This is a genomic window from Bhargavaea beijingensis (assembly GCF_900101985.1).
Lineage (GTDB): Bacteria > Bacillota > Bacilli > Bacillales_A > Planococcaceae > Bhargavaea > Bhargavaea beijingensis.
On sequence record NZ_FNAR01000001.1, the window covers coordinates 96,849 to 115,541 of the forward strand.

At 57.1% G+C, this 18,693-nt stretch carries 18 protein-coding genes and 1 riboswitch; of the genes, 16 read left to right on the forward strand and 2 right to left on the reverse strand.

The genetic code is table 11. The features are described 5' to 3' along the window. Window positions 1–25: 25 nt before the first annotated feature. From BLT01_RS00515 to BLT01_RS00560, 10 genes are all read left to right on the forward strand, one after another. A complete protein-coding gene (locus tag BLT01_RS00515) occupies window positions 26–1,417 on the forward strand; it encodes an alkaline phosphatase (RefSeq protein ID WP_092092997.1) in 1,392 nt (463 codons plus the stop codon). Between the two features lie 273 nt (window positions 1,418–1,690). Continuing rightward, window positions 1,691–2,542 carry a malate synthase gene (locus tag BLT01_RS00520; protein ID WP_092093902.1) on the forward strand — a complete coding sequence of 284 codons (852 nt, stop codon included), beginning with the start codon at window positions 1,691–1,693 and terminating at the stop codon, window positions 2,540–2,542. A gap of 58 nt (window positions 2,543–2,600) precedes the next feature. Next, window positions 2,601–4,889, forward strand: a complete 2,289-nt coding sequence (locus tag BLT01_RS00525) for an ATP-binding cassette domain-containing protein (protein WP_092093000.1) — start codon at window positions 2,601–2,603, stop codon at window positions 4,887–4,889. A gap of 171 nt (window positions 4,890–5,060) precedes the next feature. Next, the gene (locus tag BLT01_RS00530) at window positions 5,061–6,197 is read left to right on the forward strand and encodes a YibE/F family protein (protein WP_245696827.1); all 1,137 of its coding nucleotides are present in this window, start codon (window positions 5,061–5,063) and stop codon (window positions 6,195–6,197) included. Further along, window positions 6,194–6,967 (forward strand): YibE/F family protein, encoded by a 774-nt coding sequence (locus BLT01_RS00535; protein WP_092093004.1) that lies wholly within the window; start codon window positions 6,194–6,196, stop codon window positions 6,965–6,967. Before BLT01_RS00530 ends, BLT01_RS00535 begins: the two co-directional genes overlap by 4 nt. A gap of 257 nt (window positions 6,968–7,224) precedes the next feature. Further along, window positions 7,225–8,874: an FAD-binding dehydrogenase gene (locus tag BLT01_RS00540; RefSeq protein ID WP_092093009.1), complete on the forward strand. Its 1,650-nt coding sequence runs from the start codon at window positions 7,225–7,227 to the stop codon at window positions 8,872–8,874. A 233-nt stretch (window positions 8,875–9,107) separates the two neighbouring features. Further along, window positions 9,108–9,548 (forward strand): TlpA family protein disulfide reductase, encoded by a 441-nt coding sequence (locus tag BLT01_RS00545; protein WP_092093013.1) that lies wholly within the window; start codon window positions 9,108–9,110, stop codon window positions 9,546–9,548. Between the two features lie 320 nt (window positions 9,549–9,868). After that, the gene (gene abc-f, locus BLT01_RS00550) at window positions 9,869–11,566 is read left to right on the forward strand and encodes a ribosomal protection-like ABC-F family protein (protein ID WP_092093016.1); all 1,698 of its coding nucleotides are present in this window, start codon (window positions 9,869–9,871) and stop codon (window positions 11,564–11,566) included. Between the two features lie 82 nt (window positions 11,567–11,648). Next, window positions 11,649–12,167, forward strand: coding sequence for a peroxiredoxin (locus tag BLT01_RS00555; protein ID WP_092093020.1), 519 nt, complete (start codon window positions 11,649–11,651; stop codon window positions 12,165–12,167). 38 nt (window positions 12,168–12,205) lie between these two features. Beyond that, window positions 12,206–12,646, forward strand: coding sequence for a TlpA family protein disulfide reductase (locus tag BLT01_RS00560; RefSeq protein WP_092093023.1), 441 nt, complete (start codon window positions 12,206–12,208; stop codon window positions 12,644–12,646). A 126-nt stretch (window positions 12,647–12,772) separates the two neighbouring features. Here the strand turns inward: BLT01_RS00560 and BLT01_RS00565 are convergent, their stop codons facing one another. Together BLT01_RS00565 and BLT01_RS00570 are read right to left on the reverse strand one after the other, a co-directional pair. Beyond that, a complete protein-coding gene (locus BLT01_RS00565) occupies window positions 12,773–13,444 on the reverse strand; it encodes a phospholipid phosphatase (protein ID WP_092093027.1) in 672 nt (223 codons plus the stop codon). Window positions 13,445–13,546: 102 nt separating this feature from the next. Further along, the gene (locus BLT01_RS00570) at window positions 13,547–14,101 is read right to left on the reverse strand and encodes a hypothetical protein (RefSeq protein WP_092093032.1); all 555 of its coding nucleotides are present in this window, start codon (window positions 14,099–14,101) and stop codon (window positions 13,547–13,549) included. Window positions 14,102–14,202: 101 nt separating this feature from the next. On the opposite strand from BLT01_RS00570, the gene BLT01_RS00575 reads away from it, so the two are divergent. The 6 genes from BLT01_RS00575 to thiW all read left to right on the forward strand — a co-directional run bounded on the left by BLT01_RS00575 (window position 14,203) and on the right by thiW (window position 18,510). After that, window positions 14,203–14,787, forward strand: coding sequence for a TetR/AcrR family transcriptional regulator (locus tag BLT01_RS00575; protein WP_092093037.1), 585 nt, complete (start codon window positions 14,203–14,205; stop codon window positions 14,785–14,787). A 57-nt stretch (window positions 14,788–14,844) separates the two neighbouring features. After that, a riboswitch (TPP riboswitch) is annotated at window positions 14,845–14,953 on the forward strand. Between the two features lie 94 nt (window positions 14,954–15,047). After that, window positions 15,048–15,731 carry a thiaminase II gene (gene tenA, locus BLT01_RS00580; RefSeq protein ID WP_092093041.1) on the forward strand — a complete coding sequence of 228 codons (684 nt, stop codon included), beginning with the start codon at window positions 15,048–15,050 and terminating at the stop codon, window positions 15,729–15,731. Further along, window positions 15,728–16,519 (forward strand): hydroxyethylthiazole kinase, encoded by a 792-nt coding sequence (gene thiM / locus BLT01_RS00585; protein ID WP_092093044.1) that lies wholly within the window; start codon window positions 15,728–15,730, stop codon window positions 16,517–16,519. Before tenA ends, thiM begins: the two co-directional genes overlap by 4 nt. Further along, window positions 16,516–17,355, forward strand: coding sequence for a bifunctional hydroxymethylpyrimidine kinase/phosphomethylpyrimidine kinase (thiD, locus tag BLT01_RS00590; RefSeq protein ID WP_092093049.1), 840 nt, complete (start codon window positions 16,516–16,518; stop codon window positions 17,353–17,355). The genes thiM and thiD overlap by 4 nt, the downstream gene beginning before the upstream one ends. Before the next feature lie 22 nt (window positions 17,356–17,377). Further along, a complete protein-coding gene (gene thiE, locus BLT01_RS00595; RefSeq protein WP_218123182.1) occupies window positions 17,378–18,010 on the forward strand; it encodes a thiamine phosphate synthase in 633 nt (210 codons plus the stop codon). Continuing rightward, complete coding sequence (gene thiW, locus BLT01_RS00600; RefSeq protein ID WP_245696828.1) at window positions 18,007–18,510, forward strand: energy coupling factor transporter S component ThiW; 504 nt, start codon at window positions 18,007–18,009, stop codon at window positions 18,508–18,510. The genes thiE and thiW overlap by 4 nt, the downstream gene beginning before the upstream one ends. Window positions 18,511–18,693 lie beyond the last annotated feature (183 nt).

Genomic DNA, 18,693 nt, shown 5'->3' on the forward strand with positions numbered 1-18,693 from the left:
GAACTTGTTTGGAGGAGTGGGTAGCATGCTGAAGAAAGTCGGAATTGCCGCGCTGGGAGCGGGCCTCGTATTGTCCGGAATGGGATGGACAGCCGCAGATGCAGCCAAGCCTGAATGGGCAGGGCAGGGAAAGCCGGAGTGGGCCGGAAAGCCTGACCGGGCAGGCAAAGGGGAAGGGAAAAACAAAGGCAAGGCCGAAAATGTCATCTACATGATCCCTGACGGCTTCAGTGCCGATTATGCGTCGAACTACCGGATTTACAAAGGGGAAGAAGCGGTATGGGATGCTCATCTGAAAGGGATGTTCACCACCTATTCGGCCAACTCCGCAATCACGGATTCCGCGGCGGCTGGCACGGCGATGGCGACAGGCGTCAAGACGAACAACGGCGTAGTCGGCCTGGATGCGGAGGGGGATGAACTCGAGACCATCCTCGAAGCATCGGAAAAAGCCGGAAAATCCACCGGTCTGGTCGCCACTTCGACCATCACGCACGCAACACCGGCATCGTTTGTCGCAAATGTAGACAGCCGGAACAATGAAACGGAAATCGCCCGCCAGATGGCGGACAGCGGTGTGGATGTCATCCTGGGCGGCGGCAAAAACAATTTCCTCCCGGCATCCGAGGGCGGCAACCAGGACGAACGCAACCTGATCCGGGAAGCACAGGACAAGGGCGCTGCATACGTGGAAACCCGTGAACAGCTGTTGGATGTCGATGACCTTGACGTGGACGAAGGCGACCGCCTGCTCGGACTTTTTGCAGATGACGAACTGGCTCCCGAACTCCAACGCGGAGAAACGCAACAGCCAAGCATTGCGGAAATGACGGAAGCGGCCATCGATGCGCTTGAAGAAGACAAGGACGGATTCTTCCTCGTTGTGGAAGGCAGCCAGATCGACTGGGCGGGCCATGCCAATGACGCGGCATGGGCCATGTCTGAAGCCGCGGCCTTTGAAAAGGCAGTGGAAGAAGCGATCGAATTCGCGGAAGAAGACGGCAACACACTCGTCGTTGTCGCGGGCGACCATGACACAGGCGGCATGACAACCGGATCGAACGGATCCATGGAGCTGAACGCGGACATCCTCCAAAACGTGAAGGCGACAGGCGACCACATGGCGGCACAATTAAACGAAGACCGTACGAACGTGGCGGAAGTGGTGAAAACCTATACAGGCTTTGACCTGTCTGAACAGGAGATCAGCTCGGTCCGCGAAGCAGACAACGCCGGCCTGGCGATCAATCATGTGATCAGCGACCGTGCGAACATCGGCTGGACAAGTACGAACCACACAGGCGTGGACATCCCGCTTTATGTGTTCGGGCCGAAAGCCGACCACTTTGCCGGCTTCCATGACAACACGGACCTTCCAAAACTGATCGCCGAAGCGATGAAACTCGACAAGGAATAATGGGAAAGCCAAGAAGGGGATTGGACAGCCAATCCCCTTCTTTCTTTATGATAAACAAGAAATCATATAATACACCACGCCGGTTTGTCAACGATAAGTTTGTGTTATTTTCGAAAAAATGTTACAATAATTGTACAATTGTTTTTCCGTCACGTATTCCATATTCCGCTCTTTGGTCCGCGGATTAGAAAGAATGCGTTTTTTTATATTCTTTTTTTGTACCGAAGTAAAAACAGTTGTGCAACTTATCTTTTACGGAGGGAGAAAAGAATGATGAATCTGATCGATCAGAAAGTGACGCATCGGCGTTTTGGAACGGGCAACATTGTCCATATGAGTGACTCGAGGGTTGAAATCGCATTTGGCGAAGAAAATAAACGGTTTATTTTCCCGGACGTTTTCGGAGAGCATTTGGTCCTGAAAGACCAAGAGGCCGCTCGTTCGCTTAAGCAGATCATTAAACAAAAAGAAAGTGAACGGCAAGCCAGAGAATCCACAGCAGAAAAGAAAAAAGAGCTTCAGCGGAAAAAGCATGAACTTCGTACAGAGCTGGAAGGTCTGATGAAAAATCAGAAGCTGCATCCGCAATCTCAAATGGTTTCTTGGTGTGAACCGGAAGAACTGGAACAGGTTTTCACAGAGTGGAAGGTGTTTTCTGGTGAAATCAAAAGCGGGGAAAATAAGGGGAAGCCGAACAAACCCGTCCGTCTTCACCAAAACAGCGCGGTCCTTCTGACTGCAAGAGACCCGGGCATGCCTGAACAGTCCAGACAGATCATCGGGATGTATATGGTCAATGAGGAATTCACCGGCAGGCTGTGCGAGGACGGAATGATTCCTGCACATTCAGTGTACAAAATCCGGCTTACCGAACAGGAATCGGCCGACATGCTGTTCTGGAACTATTATGTGAACGAGAGATCCCCCGGCAAGACAACGTGGAATACCGGCAAATACCGTTATTTCGATAATACGGTGATGGCCCAGATATTACAGGATATCGTTTCAAAAAGTAACGCGGAAGAACAGGCAATGGCACAGCAGTTCTTCGATCATTTCTGCAAAATGAATCAGATCACCGCGGATGAACTGCCACAGCCGGACGGCGTATTGATGCGCAAATAAAGGCCGATTCCGGGACGGTTTCGTCATTTATCCGCATACCGGCAGAAAGGATCAGGAAATGTCACGAGAAAAAGACGAGATCATCCTAAGAGGACTCAAAGAAAACAATCTGAAGAACATCAGCCTGAATCTGCCGAAAGAAAAAATCATTGTGTTCACCGGCCTGTCCGGCTCGGGCAAGAGCTCGGTCGTCTTTGATACCCTCGCAACCGAGAGCAGAAGGCAAATGACGTTGAACTATCCGGCTTACGTCAGATATCAGATGCCGAGATACGAAAGGCCCCAGGCCGATCTGATGCAGAACTTAAGCCCGGTGATTGTCGTGGAGCAGAGGCCGGCAGGAGGCAATTCCCGTTCCACGGTCGGCACGTATATGGACATCGATCCGCTGGTCCGGCTGCTGTTCTCGAGAATCGGGCAGCCGGCGATCGGAACCGCCAATGATTTTTCCAGCCAGAGTACATTCGGAAGGTGTCCGGAATGCGGCGGTTTCGGGCAAGTGATCACGCCGGACGCCAACAAACTGGTCGATTTCGACAAGTCGCTCAGGGAGCATGCTGTCAGGTTCAAGCCATTGTCGCCTTCCGGCTGGCAGGGGCATTGGATGATGACCTGCGGGCTGTTTGATCCGGACAAACCCATCCGGGACTATTCGGAAGAAGACCGGCGCCTTCTGCTGTATGGCCCCCGGGAAGGGGAACGTGCCTATGCGCCGTTCCACACAAAAAACGGACCGCAAAACGCGGAGTGGGACGGGTTACTGCCGAGATTCACGCGGGTCTATATAAATCGGGACATCTCCAAGCTCAAACAAGTTTCCCGGGCCGATGTATTGGCGGTGTCTGCTCATACCCGGTGTCCGACCTGCCAAGGTTCCGGCCTGAACCCGGATGTGCTCGAAAGCAGAATCAACGGCCTGAACATCGCGGAATATGATTGGCTGGAGCTTTCGGAGCTGCTGGAAGAGCTGTCGAACATCCGGGATCCTATGGGAGAATCCATCGCCAAGCAGGTGATCCCCGGTGTAAAGCAGTTGATCGGCATGGGGTTGGGCTACTTGAGCTTGTCCAGGAAAATGGGCACCCTCTCCGGAGGTGAAGCCCAGAGGGTGAAAATTGCCCGTCACCTGGGAAACAGCCTGAACAACCTGACCTACATTTTCGACGAACCCAGCGCGGGGCTTCATCCCGAGGAAGTGCACTTGCTGATCGGGATGCTGAAAACGATCAAAGACCAGCATAATACAGTGATCGTCATCGAACACGATCTGTCGGTGGCCAGGGCGGCGGATGAAATCGTTGAGATGGGTCCGGGAGCAGGCGTAAGCGGGGGCAACGTTGTCTTCCAGGGACCGTTGGAAGGCTTAAGCAATACCCCGACCGCGAAAGCCCTGGAACAAAAGCTGGAAATCAATCATACCCCGAGGAACCGCAAAGGTTATTTTACGGTGAAGGGAGCAACTGACAATAATTTAAAAGACGTAAATGTGGAGATCCCCAAAGGGGTGCTCGTTTCGGTGTGCGGCGTATCGGGTTCAGGCAAAAGCTCCCTGATCCTGGAGGCGTTCAAGGAAAGGCATCCTGAATCCATCACGGTGGGGCAGGGAGGGATCGGGGTCTCCAGCCGCTCGACGATGGCAACGTACATGGGAATCATGGACGACATCCGGGCCGCCTTTGCAAAAGCGACGGGACGGCCGGCGGGACTGTTCAGTTTCAACTCCCTGGGTGCCTGCCCGGTCTGTAAAGGGAAGGGCGTCCTGACGCCGGAAGTGGCATTTGCGGATCCGGTGACGATTCCATGTGAGGCTTGCGGCGGAACGCGGTACTCGGATGAGGCTCTGTCCTATCGGTACGAAGGCAAAAACATCATCGAAATTCTGGAACTGACGATCGATGAGGCTGCGGATGAATTTAACCGGCCAAAGATCCTGAACAGGGTGCATACGCTAAGGGATGTCGGCCTGGGGTACCTGACCTTGGGGCAGACGACCAGTTCTTTGAGCGGCGGAGAAGCCCAGCGCCTGAAGCTTGCCAGCCAATTGCGGAAAGAAGGCCAGATCTACCTGCTGGACGAACCGTCCCTGGGGCTGCATGCCGAGGACGATGAAAAGCTTCTTGAAGTCTTTCGGAAACTTGTGGACCGGGGAAACTCCGTCATCATCATCGAACACAATCTGGGCTTTATCGCCGCGAGCGACTGGGTCATCGAAATGGGCCCGGGCGGGGGAAAGCGGGGCGGTGAAATCCTCTTCGAGGGAACCCCGGAAGAGATGCTGGATGCCGGCACGGTGACTGCGAAATGGTTAAGGGCCGGGATCGGCAGACGACACTCCGATACGAAGTAAATGTCTTTAGCTGCACTCCTAAATGGAGTGCAGCTTTTTCTGGTTGGTTCTCTCCGATCAGGTTTGCGGGTGTGTCGTGTTCCGGCCGGAGGAATATGATTGATATGTCGGATAGAAAGTGAGAAAGTCGGTGATATAGAAAACCGGATTTTCACCGGGAGGTGTTTCCAATTGAAGTGGTTAAGCGGCACGTCCATCCGTATCCGAAGACAAACACTCATCCTGTACGGCGTCCTGATTCTCCTTTGTGCCGGTTCCATGGTGTTCGTGTTCAATAATCACGCTTTTTACGACACCCCGATCGCCAAAGTGATCCGGGTGGAGCCCGGAAAATCCGAAGAAGTGACCGACACGAACGGAAACTCCGATCGGCTGTTTACCCAGCGGATGATCGCAGAGCTGAAAAACGGGCCTTACAAAGGGGAGCAAATTCACCTGGAGAATACCTATTCCCTATCAAAAGCTTTTGACCAGGAGCACAGGGCAGGGGATGAATTGTTTGTCTATATCGCCGGACAGGCTGAGGACAGTCACGTCCTGGCAGGTGACATTGAGGACGTGAAGCGGGACTATTATATGATGGGCGCATTCTGGCTGTTTCTGTTTGTGCTCACGGTTGTCGGAAAAAAGAAAGGCCTGTTTGCCGTCCTCAGCCTGGCCATCAATATGGCCATCCTGGTTCTTGCCGTCGAGCTTTACGTCCGGACCGGGGTGAACCTGCTGCTGATCGCCGCGGGGCTTGCGGTCCTGTTCACGATATTGTCCCTCCTGTTTCTCAACGGCTTCAATGAAAAAACATACGCGGCCATTTTATCCACGTTGCTTGGAACCGCTGCTTCCCTGTCCGTCACCCTGCTTGTGATCCGGCTGACGGACGGAAACGGGCTGCATTACGAGGAGCTTCAGTTTTTGACGCGCCCGTATGAGACGGTCTTTCTGGCCGGACTGTTTATCGGGTCACTTGGAGCGGTGATGGACGTAGCCATCACGATGTCAGCGTCCGTGTTTGAACTGTGGGAAAAAAATCCGCGAATTTCTATGGATGCCCTCAGGACATCGGGAATGGATATCGGGCGGGACATCATGGGCACCATGACGAGCATTCTGTTCTTTGCCTACATCAGCGGCTCCATCCCCATGCTAATCCTATACTTTAAAAATGCGTCCCCGTTCGGGTACACACTGTCGATCAACCTGTCGCTGGAACTGGCACGCGCGCTGTCAGGTGGAATCGGGATTGTGCTGACTATCCCGATCGGTCTGTATATTTCAATGTTCTTTGTGAGGAAAAAGAGGGCTGAATCATGAATGCAATCATTTTGCTTGCGGCAATTCTGTTCGGATTGATGGTTTGGGTCGGCGGTAAAAAGGGGGTCAGGTCCTTTATCTCGCTGTTCTTCAATTTTATCGTGTTTCTGATCGCGCTGATGTTTATCATGGCCCCGAGCGTCAACCCGATTGCAGTAACCTTGCTGGCCTGTACGGCAATCAGCTCAATCAACCTGTTTTTCATCAACCGGGTGAACAGCAAAACGATCATGGCATTCGCATCCACAATCATTACCATCTGCCTTCTGCTGTTTTTGATAGACTGGATCGCCAATCAGTCGATGATCCAAGGCTTCGGCGAGGAGGAAATCGGTGAAATCAGTATGTTCTCCCTGCATATCGGCATTGATTTTGTGCAGATTGCTGTTTCCATGATCATAATCAGCACGATCGGAGCAATCACGGATGTCGCCATCGCGATTTCATCGCCGATGCGCGAGCTGATTATTCATGACCCGGACATCAGCCGGGAGGACCTGTTCCGTTCCGGCATGACGATCGGCAGGGACATCCTCGGTTCTGATACCAACACCCTGTTTTTTGCTTTTATCGGCGGGTATATGGCACTGATCCTCTGGTTCCGGGACCTGAACTACTCGGTCGGCCAGATGGTGAACGCCAAAGTATTCGGGGGAGAGATGCTGACGATTTTTTGCGCGGGTATCGGCATCGCCTTGGTAATACCGGTTTCCGCCGGAATCAATGCCTGGTACCTGACCCGCCGGCGGGAGCGGAAGCAAACCGGTTAGAAGACGGAAAGTTTCCATGGCGTCTGCGCGACCGGAACTCTCATTGGACGTAAAGCTGCAACTGCCCGGGATGCTGTTTGAAACGGTTTTCCGGGCTTTATTTATCCTGCATGTAAAAGACTTCGTCGGCTGAACACTATCTGTCAGAACCTTTTGGATGACTGACGGTCTAGTCTGTGCAGATTTCGTTCCACTGTAAGTTATCGGAACATTCATTTAATATAATGAGAGACACAATCGGGAGGGGCGTGGTATGGATGGATTACGACGTAATCACGGTCGGCCATGGGTTGGCGGGTCTTGTGGCGACGGCTGAACTTGCCGATGCGGGAAAGAAGGTGCTGCTCCTCGACCAGGAGCCGGCGTCGAATATCGGAGGCCAGGCGTGGTGGTCGTTTGGCGGGCTGTTTCTCGTGGACTCGCCGGAACAGCGCCGGATGGGCATCAAAGATTCCCATGAACTGGCGTGGCAGGACTGGCTCGGGACGGCGGGGTTTGATCGGATGAGCGACGAAGATGAGTGGGGCTACCAGTGGGCGAAGGCGTATGTCGATTTTGCCGCTGGTGGGAAGCGGGCATGGCTCCGGTCGCTCGGCGTCCGGTTCTTCCCGGTCGTCGGCTGGGCGGAGCGCGGCGGGAGCCTTGCTGATGGGCATGGAAACTCCGTCCCGCGTTTCCATATCGTCTGGGGAACGGGTCCGGGGATCGTCAAGCCGTTTGCGGAGCGCGTACGGCAGGGAATCCGTGACGGGCACGTCCATTACCTGCCGCGCCACCGGGTGACGGATTTTGTCACGGAAAACGGTGCCGTGACGGGCGTTCGGGGGGAGAAACTTGTGGAGGACGACCGGCATCGCGGCGAAAAAACGTCACGCCAGGTGGAGCGGCTTTTCGAAGTGCGGGCGGGGGCGGTGCTCATGACAAGCGGCGGCATCGGCGGCAACCATGAGCTGGTCCGAAAAAACTGGCCGGAGCGGCTAGGCGGGCCTCCTGGGCGCATGCTGTCGGGCGTGCCCGCCTATGTCGACGGGCAATTGCTCGGAGCGGCGGAACAGGCCGGAGGGCGGCTCGTCAATCGCGACCGGATGTGGCATTACACGGAAGGCATCCGAAACTATGACCCGGTATGGCCTCACCACGGGATCCGGATTTTACCGGGGCCTTCCCCGCTCTGGTTTGACGCGGAAGGCCAGCGATTCGGCGCGCCGAACTTCCCGGGTTTTGATACGCTCTCGACGCTTGAAGCGATCGGAAAAAGCGGGTACGACTATTCCTGGTTTGTCCTGACGAAAAAGATGATCGAAAAGGAATTCGCCCTGTCCGGCTCCGAACAGAACCCGGACCTGACCGGAAAAAGCATCCGGATGATCCTCTCGCGCGTGCTGCCGGGCGCGCCGGAACCTGTCGAGAAGTTCATGAAGCGCGGAGAGGACTTTGTCGTCGCCCGGACGCTTCCGGAGCTGGTCGACGGCATGAACGACCTGGTCGGCGAGGAGCGCATCTTCCTTGAAGAGATGGAGCGGCAGATCCGTGCGCGCGACCGCGAGATCGACAACAAGTTTGCGAAGGATCTTCAGGTGATGGCAATCCGGAGCGCACGGGCATCCATGGGCGACAAGCTTGTCCGCGTCGCGCCTCCGCACCGCGTTCTCGATCCCGCAGCCGGTCCGCTGATCGCCGTCAGGCTGAACATCGTCAGCCGGAAAACACTCGGCGGCCTGCAGACAAACCTGTCGGGACAGGTGCTGGGTGCGGACGGTGAACCGGTGCCGGGCCTTTACGCCGCAGGCGAGGCGGCCGGCTTTGGCGGAGGCGGCGTCCACGGCTATCGCTCACTTGAAGGCACCTTTCTCGGCGGCTGCCTGTTCTCCGGGCGTCAGGCGGGAAGGGCGCTGGGGAAAGACTAGGAACCTGATTGGCCGGATGGAGCATCCTTGCCGACGGGTTTGAGAACGGCTTAAATTAGCGAGTGTTGAGCAAAGCCGGCTGAGTGTTAAGAAAACATCTGTGAGTGTTAAGAAAACCGGCCGCGGATGCCGGGCAAGCCGGCTGTTGCCAAAGCAATGTTAGCCTAATATGAAGCCACCCTGTTTCAAGGGTTCATTTCCCGGGAAACTTATGCAACAGGAGGGGATTCCCGATGAAACTGCATGAACCGATGCCGGAACTGACCGGCGCAACCGCATGGCTGAACGGCGAAGTGACCAAATCCGAGCTGGTCGGCGAGAAGCCGACGCTCATCCATTTCTGGGCCGTCAGCTGCAACATCTGCAAGGAAACGATGCCCGAAGTGAACGAGCTGCGGGACAAGTACAAAGACGATTTGAATGTCGTGGCGGTCCACATGCCGCTCACCGGCGCGGACAACGACATGGACAAGATCCGGGAGACGGCGGAACAGTACGGCCTCACACAGCCTGTATTCGTCGACAGTGAGTACAAGCTTACAGACGCCTTCGAGAACGAGCTTGCCCCGGCATACTATGTGTTCGACAGGGAAGGCCAGCTGCGCCACTATCAGGCGGGCAGGACCGGCCTCGACATGGTGGAGGACCGGATCGAGCGCGTCATTGAACAATGAGGGGGACCCGGCACGACAAGTGCCGGGTTTTCCTGTGCATAGTTGCCGGCCGGCAGGGCATATGATAATCTGGACTCAACTTCAGCCGGAAAGGGATGACGAATGGGAAGATGGACAAGTGACGGAGTGCTTTGGACGAATCGGATGCTTTTTTCGAACGTCGGCGGGATCCGTCTGCCCATTTTTCCATCGTCATCCAGAACTGCAGCCGCAAGCGCGCGGCTTGTTTGGCGACGTGTAAATGAGCATTTTTTGGATTCCTCCGGCCACTAAGGCCGGGGGGCTTTTGCGTGCCCTCCGAGAAACAGGGAGGAATCTGCATGTTGCTTGGACAACTTGAGGAACTCTCCGTCATGTACGGGGATGTCACGATTTTTGAGAGGGTATCGGCCGATATCCCGGAAGGCGCGGTCATCGCGCTTGTCGGACCGAATGGGGCGGGAAAATCAACGCTGATGGAGCGGATCGCGGGCAGCCGGGAGCCGTCTTCGGGGCAGGTGCGCTGGAACGGGAAGCGTCCGTCCGTCACCTATTTCCGCCAGGAAGAGGCATCGCCTGACCTATTGGACGGTGCCGCCGACGTGTTGGCCGAACGGAAAAGATGGCGCTTATCCGAAGAGGTTGCATACAATACCGCGAGCGGGGGGGAGCGGATGAAGCTCCGCCTGTCCGCCGCCCTTGCAAAACAAAGCCGGCTCGTGCTGCTGGATGAGCCGACCAATCACCTCGACCGGGAGGCGATGGACCGGCTGATCGGACAGATCAGGAAAAGCCGGTCGACGTTCATCATCGTGTCGCACGACCGGCATTTTATCGACCGGGTCGCGGACCGCGTATGGGAGCTGGATCATGGCAGCCTCACCGAATACGGGGGCAACTACACGGATTACCGGATTCAGAAAGAAGCCGAACATGCCGCACACCAAAAGCGGTATGAACAGCAGCAGAAAAAAGTCGCACGGGTCGGTGAACAGCTCAAGCAGCTGTCGGATTGGTCGGACAAGGCACACCGGGAATCGGCGAAGAAGGGCGAAGGCCGGATGGGAGCCAAGGAATACTACCGCGTCAAGGCCAAGAAAAAGGACATCCAGATCCGCTCGAAGCGCAAACGGCTCGAAGCCGAGCTGGAAAAGGATGGCGTTGAAAAACCCGTAGAGGAGGCCTCCGTCACATTCGATGTGAAAGGGGGGCGCCGTAAGGGCATGCGGGTATTCGAGCTCCGGGGCGTCTCGAAATCATATGGAAAACGGACACTTTTCCGTGACGCGCGATTTACCGTCCTGTCCGGAGAACGCCTCGCCCTCCTCGGACCGAATGGGTCGGGCAAGACGACGCTTTTCCGGATGCTGCTTGGTGAAGAACCGCATGAAGGAGAGATCTGGCGGACGGAAGGAATGACGATCGGTGTCCTCAGCCAGTCGGTGCTGGACCTCCCGCTTGAAACAACCATGGGGGACTACTTTTCCGCCGCCACTTACGAACAGCAGGGAAAGCTCCGGACCGACCTGTCGAATCTCGGATTCACTGCAAAGCACTGGACACTCCCGCTTTCACAGTTGAGCATGGGAGAGCGGCTCAAAGTGAAACTCATGCGGTTTATCCTGGAAGGCACCGACGTCCTGCTCCTCGATGAGCCCACCAACCATCTCGACCTGCCGGCCCGTGAAGAGCTGGAACGGACACTTGGCACATTTCCGGGTACGCTCCTGTTCGCCTCCCACGACCGGTATTTCACCGAGAAGCTCGCGGACGACATCCTGGTCTTCGGGGAAGGAACCATCCGGAAGCTGCTGATGGCACCTGCTGAATGGGAAGAAAAGCGGAGCAGGGCTGCCCATGGCAGGGATGAAAAGACACTGGCGGAAGAGCACCTGCGGCTCGAGACGGAGTGTCAGGCTGTTCTCGGGAAGCTCAGCCTGCTTTTGCCGGGCGACAAGGAATATGCCGCGCTTGACCGGCGATTCATGGAGCTGACCGGCGAAATCCGGCAGCTTGAAGAGCGCCGGAAAGATGAGTAAGCCATTGAAAATCGACCATTGTTCTGCTATTCTTTCTTTAATAAGATTGAATTTTCCATAAACTTAAAAGGGGCAGGTCGCAATGACTAAAAGACTGATCGGTAATCCGGCACCCCGCTTTGAGATGAAAGCTGTCCTGCCGAGCAGGGAATTCGGCACGGTCAGCCTGGAGGATAATATAAGAAAACACAGATGGACGGTTCTGATCTTTTATCCGATGGACTTCTCGCTGTCCAGCCCGGCCGAACTCACTGCTTTTTCCGACCGCCACGTTGAGTTTGCGGAGCTGAATGCCGAAGTGATCGGCATCTCGACGGATACGGTGCATGCCCACCTCGCCTGGGTGGGGATCGCCCGAATAAATAACGGTCCGGGCGGGCTGAATTTCCCTCTGGCCTCCGACCGGAAGCTTGCCGTTTCGCGCGAGTACGGCATGCTCATTGAAGAGGAGGGCATCACGCTCCGCGGCCTTTTCATCATCAGCCCGGCAGGTGACCTGCTCTACCAGGCTGCTTTCCGTGAAGACATCGGCCGCGACGTCGATGAAACGCTCCGCGTGCTTCAGGGCCTGCAGATGGGAGGCAGGCGCGCCGCAAACTGACCGACGCCGGGGACCTTATAAACAGAAGGAGAGAGCGGATGAAGCTTCGAACACCGATGCCTGAGCTCGACGGAGCAACTGATTGGTTGAACGGTGTGAAAACAAGGACGGACCTTGTCGGCGAACGGCCGACGCTGATCCATTTCTGGTCCGTCAGTTGCGGCCTCTGCAAAGACACGATGCCGCATGTCAGCGAAATCCGAGACAAGTATGTTGGACGGCTGAATGTCATTGCGATCCACATGCCGCGTTCCAAAGAGGATAACGACCCGATGAAAATCCGGGAAGCCGCTGCAGCCCACGGCATCACTCAGCCCATATTCGTCGATGGTGCAAGGAAGCTGACGGAGGTATTCGGAAACCGGTATGTGCCTGCTTATTACGTTTTTGATACGGGCGGACGCCTCCGGCACTATCAGGCGGGTGAAGGCGGCATGCTGCTGCTGGAAAAGCGAATCATCCGACTTCTGGAAGAGTGACGGGGAAAATGAACGCCGCCCTGACCCGGAGAGGGAATGGCCGGAGTGTTTGGTGTCTTCATAAGTTGTCTGCTCCAGATGGAATAAGGCCGCATCCGGAAAAGGGGTGCGGCCTGTTCCTGCAGGTCATTGCTGAACCATGGAATCCGTATCGGGCCTGTTCTCCAGCTTCACCTTCGTCACGGCGAGCGAGGCGATCAGGACCAGTTCAAAGAGATTCGTAGCGGCTTCACTCGGAATGTCCGGATTGAACATGCTGCCGATGGCCATGGCGATCGTGCCGGCAAGTATCCACCAGGAACCGGCTTTCCAGGCAAGGAAGATCCCGGCGACCAGGAGTGCGGCAATGACAATGAGGATCATGGCCGGCGGTCCGGACGCTTCCTCAGCGGATGAATAGCTCAATACGCCATAGCGTTCAATTTTCTTTAATTCCAGTCCATTGATGACGGTGACGAATTCAACGATGACCGCGGAGATGGCAGCCGCCCAGAAAAGAAGGGCCGCCCAGCCTCGCCGGGCCCATCCGATTCCCGCTTGTCTCATCGCACCGAGCGAGAACAAAATCAGGGTCGGCGTCACGAAGGCGTGGAGCCAGAAGCGTGCGGCGTTCAGTCCTTCCAGCAGGGCGCCTTCCCCGATCAGGGTGCCGAGCGCAAGAATCCCATTGTCGTAGACGAGGGACAACATGACGAGCAAGATGACGCTCATGAGCGCCCATTCCCTTTGTTTACTGACAGTCCCAATTAGCAGTCCCGAATAAGCGAGGGCAAATCCCCCGAAAATATACGCATCCATTCCATCACTCCCGTGCCCGGGTCCGGACAGTTTCTCCCACTCTTCCCTTAGGAGAGCCTTCTGAAAACCTATTGGTGTTATATAACAGAAGCGGACAGCACCTTATCGGAAGCTGTCCGCTTTGGCTTTTCTCGGCCAGATAAAATACGAAAGGGAAAGGGCGACGTCGATGGCGGCCACGAGCGTCCAGACCTTCAGGATCTGCAGGAGGACTTCGGTCTGCCCGGGATTCCCCGCGAGACGAACCAGCAAAAACAGGTAACCCCCGCCGAGCATCCAGGCAAGCACATGGAGAAGGCTGCCGGACAGCTCATGCCGGGCATGGTCGAACCCGTAACGTTTCACCGGTTTCGGCCCTTTTTTCATGAGGTGGTAGCGGAACCGCTCATCCGCCCACCGGATCATCCGCTTCCCGAAGGTGAGGGAGACACCGAGATAGATGGCAGCGATGCCGTGGGCGGCCGTTGCGGTCGCGTCATTGGCAAGGATGTCGACGGTTGTCGCAATCAGTAGCGTCAGGTCGAGCACCGGCGTTATGGCGAGCAGCAACAGTCCGAGCCGTTTTCTTCCGAAAAGATAGCGCGTGACCAGGCCGGCGGCGATAAACACCCAGAAACCGATTTCCACGGCAATGATCAGGTAAGCGATGAGGTTCATGTTTGCACTCCTTTTTAATACATTTGTGTTATTTAGATTTTAGCACTCCGCTTTTATTTAGCACAAGTGTTTTATTTAGAGGTGGATGATATACTAGAGATATGCCAAAAATCGTGAATCATGAAGAACGGCGCGAACAGATCGCGGAAGCCATGTGGCGGGTCATCCTGGAAAAAGGCATGGAAGGAGCGACGGTGCGCAACATTGCCGGGGAAGCAGGGCTGTCAACGGGGGCGCTGCGGCATTATTTCAAAGACCAGGATGAACTGCTGGTGTACGCGATGCGCCTTGTCAATGAGCGGGTTGAAAAGCGCGCGTTGAAGATTCTGCAGGAAGGACTTCCGCCCAAAGAGAAGGTGATCCGTGTCCTGTTGGAGATTGTGCCTGTCGATGAAGAGCGGCGGGCGGAGATGGATGTGTGGTTCACCTTCCAGGCGCATATCCGCCACCGGAAGGACCTGGAGGGCGCGCCCGGCCATGCGCTCCGTGGTGCCGTCAGCAAGTTGCTCGGCTTTCTGACCTATGAAGAAGTGCTGAGAGAGGATCTGGACATCGGGCTCGAAGCGGAGCGGCTTTATTCAATCATCGACGGCCTTGCGCTCCATGCATTTCTGGAACCGGAGCGGCTCGAGGCTGGTAAAGTAGAGATGCTGATCCGGGATTCAGTCGGCCGGATCTGCAGGTAAAGCCGTCACTTGCAAAATCTTCTGCCCATGATATAGTGGGTGTGAAAACTGAACATGAACTGCCACTGGGGGAGCCTTTGAGAAAGGCTGAGACGTGCATGGGCTGCGCGGACCCTTGGAACCTGATCCGGATCATACCGGCGTAGGGAAGTGGGGCCCGCAGCGCTTTGCTGCATTTGAATGCATACTCAGGCCGCCTTCCGCGTCGATCCGGAAGGCGGCTTTTTCATGTTCTCCATCAAGGAAAGGGGACGGAGAAGATGGGATTTTGTGAACGGGTGCGGCGGGAGTGCGATGGGATCTGGGAAGCGAGTTTCAAGCATCCATTCGTGGAGGCACTCGCAGCCGGCACGCTTGATGAGGATGTCTTCCGGTTCTATGTGCTGCAGGATGCGTATTACCTGTCACATTTCGCGAAAGTCCAGGCGCTCGGCGCGGTAAAGGCGAAGGATTTGCTGACGACACAAAGCTTTGCAAAGCACGCGGAAGCGACATGCTCCGCGGAGCTTGCGCTGCATGAAGAGTTCTTCACCTTGCTGGGTGTGACACCTGAAGAGCACGAGGCGTTCCGGCCGGCGCCGACCGCGTACGCCTATACGTCACATATGTATCGTGCGGCCGTGGAGGGAGATCTCGCCGATGTGCTCGCCGCACTTCTTCCGTGCTACTGGCTGTATTGGGAGATCGGCGAGCGGCTGAAGGGCGCCGAGCCGGGGCATCCGATCTACGATAAGTGGATCGCGACCTACGGTTCCGAGTGGTTTGGCGAGCTGGTGAACGAACAGATCGGCAGGATGAACCAGCTTGCGGACGGTCTTCCGGAAAAACGGATCCGTGAGCTCGCGGAGCGCTTCCGAAAAAGCAGCATCTATGAGCTGAACTTCTGGGAGATGGCATGGACAACAGAGCAGTGGGAGACCCCGGAAATGGAGGGCGTCCGATGAGCGGAATGCTGACGGAACTCCGTGAAAGGCGGCCGCTTGTCCACTGCATGACGAACATCGTCGTTGCAAACTTCCAGGCAAACGGGCTGCTCGCACTCGGTGCTTCCCCCGTCATGGCGGATGCGCCGGAAGAAGTGGAAGAAATGGCAAGCGCCGCTTCCTGCACGGTGCTGAATATCGGCACCCTCCGGCTCGGGACGCTGGAAGCGATGGAGATGGCAGGCAGGGCGGCAAACGGTGCGGGGAAACCGGTCGTGCTGGATCCGGTCGGAGCGGGTGCCACCCGGTTCCGCCGGGAAGCCGTCAGCCGGCTGCTCGGGGCAATGGAAATCATGCTGATCCGCTGCAACGCCGGCGAACTTGCGGCAATTGCGGGCGTGGACTGGCAGGCGTCCGGTGTGGATGCAGGACAAGGTGAAATGGACGTGGAAGCCGTTGCCGCGCAAGTCGCGCGGCAGCACGGATGCCTTGTCGCGGTGACCGGTCAAACGGACGTGCTGGCGGACGGGGAGCGGACGGTGCGCATCAGCGGCGGGCATCCGGTCATGAGCCGGATCACCGGCGCCGGCTGTTTATTGAGCGCGGTGTGCGGAGCATTCCTCGCGGCGGGCAACGACCCGTTCCGTGCGGTCGCCACGGCACTTGCTTTCTACAAGGCGGCAGGGGGACGGGCGGCTGAAAAGTCATCGCTTCCGGGAAGTTTCCTTCCGGCGTTTATCGACCAGATGGCACTTCTGGAGGACAAAGATCTCACGGTTCCGGAACCGGAGAAGGAGGTGCGGGCATGACGGGCGTAGGTGTGGCACTCACGATTGCCGGATCGGATTCTGGCGGGGGAGCGGGCATCCAGGCGGACCTGAAGACATTCCAGGAACTCGGTGTATTCGGCACTTCCGCGCTCACCGCAGTCACCGCGCAGAATACGCTCGGTGTTCACGGCGTCTGGCCGCTCGGGCCGGAGGCGATCCGTGCCCAGATGGATGCGGTGTTTGCGGACTTTGACGTGGCAGCCGCGAAAACCGGCATGCTGTTTTCGGGGGAGATCATCGGGGAAGTTGCGGCGGGCCTTGCAGCAGCGGGCAACCCGGTTCTGGTCGTGGATCCTGTCATGATCGCGAAAGGCGGCGCACATCTGCTCCAGGAAGAGGCTGTGGAGGCAATGCGGGAAAAGATCCTGCCGATGGCCACCGCCATCACGCCGAACATTCCCGAAGCCGAAGTGCTGGCCGGGGTGGCGATCCGGTCGCCGGAAGATATGGAAGAAGCCGGCCGCCGGCTGCTCGGAATGGGCACCAAGTCGGTCGTCGTCAAAGGGGGCCATCTGGAGGGAGAAGAGCGGGCCTGTGACCTGTTCATGGACGGACGCGGAGAGCGGATCTGGATGTCGGCAGAGCGCATCCGCACAAAGGACACCCACGGCACGGGATGCACTTTTTCCGCGGCGCTCACTGCATTTCTTGCAGCCGGGGAGCCGCTCGGGAAAGCTGTAATCGAAGCCAAACGGTTTATCCACGCGGCGATCTCCGACGGTCTCGGCCTCGGTGAGGGCCACGGACCGACCAATCATTGGGCGTACCGCCGGGCGGGCAGTGCCCTGAAGGGAGAGGTGCTCATTGATTCGTGAACAGCTTGCCGTTTACTTGATCATGGGCAGCCGGAATGCCGGCTCGCGTGACCCGCTGCACGTGCTTGAGGCAGCGCTGAAGGGCGGAATCACCAGTTTCCAGCTGAGGGAAAAGGGCCCTGGTGCACTTGCCGGCAGCGAGCTTCGCGCATTCGGTGAAGCCTGCAGGGACCTGTGCAGGACGCATGGCGTGCCATTTATCGTGAACGATGATGTCCGTCTGGCGATGGAGCTCGATGCAGACGGGGTCCATATCGGACAGGAAGACGACGACGCCAGGGAAGTGCGCCGGAAAATCGGCAACAAGATCCTCGGTGTGTCGGCGCATAACTTGGACGAAGTCAGGGAAGCCGCTGCCGCAGGCGCGGACTATATTGGCATCGGGCCGGTCTACGGGACAACATCCAAGCCGGACGCCCGCCCTGTCTGCGGTACGGTCCCGATCAAAGAGGCGGCGGAGGCAGTTCCTGAACTTCCGTCAGTAGGCATCGGCGGCATCACCGCGGACAATGCCGGCCCTGTCATCACGGCAGGCGCATCCGGCGTCTCCGTCATCACGGCGATTGCGCTTGCGGATGATCCGGAGCGTGCGGCAAGGAATATCCGGCAGCCGGTTGAAGAAGCCCTTGGACAAAAAGGGCGTGCGGCCAGGTGAAATGGAAGACGAAGACACTCGTCCTGATGACGATGTTCACGGCCATTGCTGTCGCGGGCTCGGTGTTTGTCTCCTTTCCGGCCGGCGTGGCAAGGGCCTATCCGGTCCAGCACGCGGTGAATGTCATCGCGGCCGTCTCGCTCGGACCCGGCCCTGCCGTCGGAATTGCGTTCCTGACTGCACTGATCCGGATCCTTACCGGAACCGGTTCGCTGCTCGCGTTCCCGGGCGGCATGATCGGCGCGCTTCTTGCCGGCTGGCTGTATCGGAATACAGGCAAGGCCTGGACGGCATCGGCCGGCGAGATGGTCGGCACCGGCATCATCGCCTCCTTGCTCGCGGCGCCCTATGCCAATCTTCTGATGGGCGCTTCGGCAGGCGCATGGTTCTTCCTTCCGGCTTTTCTCGTTTCGAGCATCAGCGGCGCGCTGATCGGCCTGGCCATCACCATGCGGCTGGAGTCGGCGGGCAGGCTTCCCGTGATGAGTGAGCGCTCATAGAACGGCGGCGAGGGCAGGTGTGGATACCGTCAGGCCTCACATACCTTCTGTGAGCGCTAATAGAAGTCCGGGAATAGGCGGAGGCAGGCGGCCTCCGCCTTTCTCCGGCTCCGGGTTGACCGAGCTGGTCAGTTTCCCATATACTGATGTTGACCGGGGTGGTCAATAACCATCCGCAGAATG

Coding starts and splice junctions, on each gene's coding strand:
- thiD (WP_092093049.1), top strand. CDS start 16,516: ATGACGGGCGTAGGTGTGGCACTCACGATTGCCGGATCGGATTCTGGC.
- thiM (WP_092093044.1), top strand. CDS start 15,728: ATGAGCGGAATGCTGACGGAACTCCGTGAAAGGCGGCCGCTTGTCCAC.
- BLT01_RS00560 (WP_092093023.1), top strand. CDS start 12,206: ATGAAGCTTCGAACACCGATGCCTGAGCTCGACGGAGCAACTGATTGG.
- BLT01_RS00525 (WP_092093000.1), top strand. CDS start 2,601: ATGTCACGAGAAAAAGACGAGATCATCCTAAGAGGACTCAAAGAAAAC.
- BLT01_RS00555 (WP_092093020.1), top strand. CDS start 11,649: ATGACTAAAAGACTGATCGGTAATCCGGCACCCCGCTTTGAGATGAAA.
- abc-f (WP_092093016.1), top strand. CDS start 9,869: ATGTTGCTTGGACAACTTGAGGAACTCTCCGTCATGTACGGGGATGTC.
- BLT01_RS00575 (WP_092093037.1), top strand. CDS start 14,203: ATGCCAAAAATCGTGAATCATGAAGAACGGCGCGAACAGATCGCGGAA.
- BLT01_RS00570 (WP_092093032.1), bottom strand. CDS start 14,101: ATGAACCTCATCGCTTACCTGATCATTGCCGTGGAAATCGGTTTCTGG.
- BLT01_RS00515 (WP_092092997.1), top strand. CDS start 26: ATGCTGAAGAAAGTCGGAATTGCCGCGCTGGGAGCGGGCCTCGTATTG.
- BLT01_RS00565 (WP_092093027.1), bottom strand. CDS start 13,444: ATGGATGCGTATATTTTCGGGGGATTTGCCCTCGCTTATTCGGGACTG.
- tenA (WP_092093041.1), top strand. CDS start 15,048: ATGGGATTTTGTGAACGGGTGCGGCGGGAGTGCGATGGGATCTGGGAA.
- BLT01_RS00535 (WP_092093004.1), top strand. CDS start 6,194: ATGAATGCAATCATTTTGCTTGCGGCAATTCTGTTCGGATTGATGGTT.
- thiE (WP_218123182.1), top strand. CDS start 17,378: ATGGGCAGCCGGAATGCCGGCTCGCGTGACCCGCTGCACGTGCTTGAG.
- BLT01_RS00540 (WP_092093009.1), top strand. CDS start 7,225: ATGGATTACGACGTAATCACGGTCGGCCATGGGTTGGCGGGTCTTGTG.
- BLT01_RS00520 (WP_092093902.1), top strand. CDS start 1,691: ATGAATCTGATCGATCAGAAAGTGACGCATCGGCGTTTTGGAACGGGC.
- BLT01_RS00545 (WP_092093013.1), top strand. CDS start 9,108: ATGAAACTGCATGAACCGATGCCGGAACTGACCGGCGCAACCGCATGG.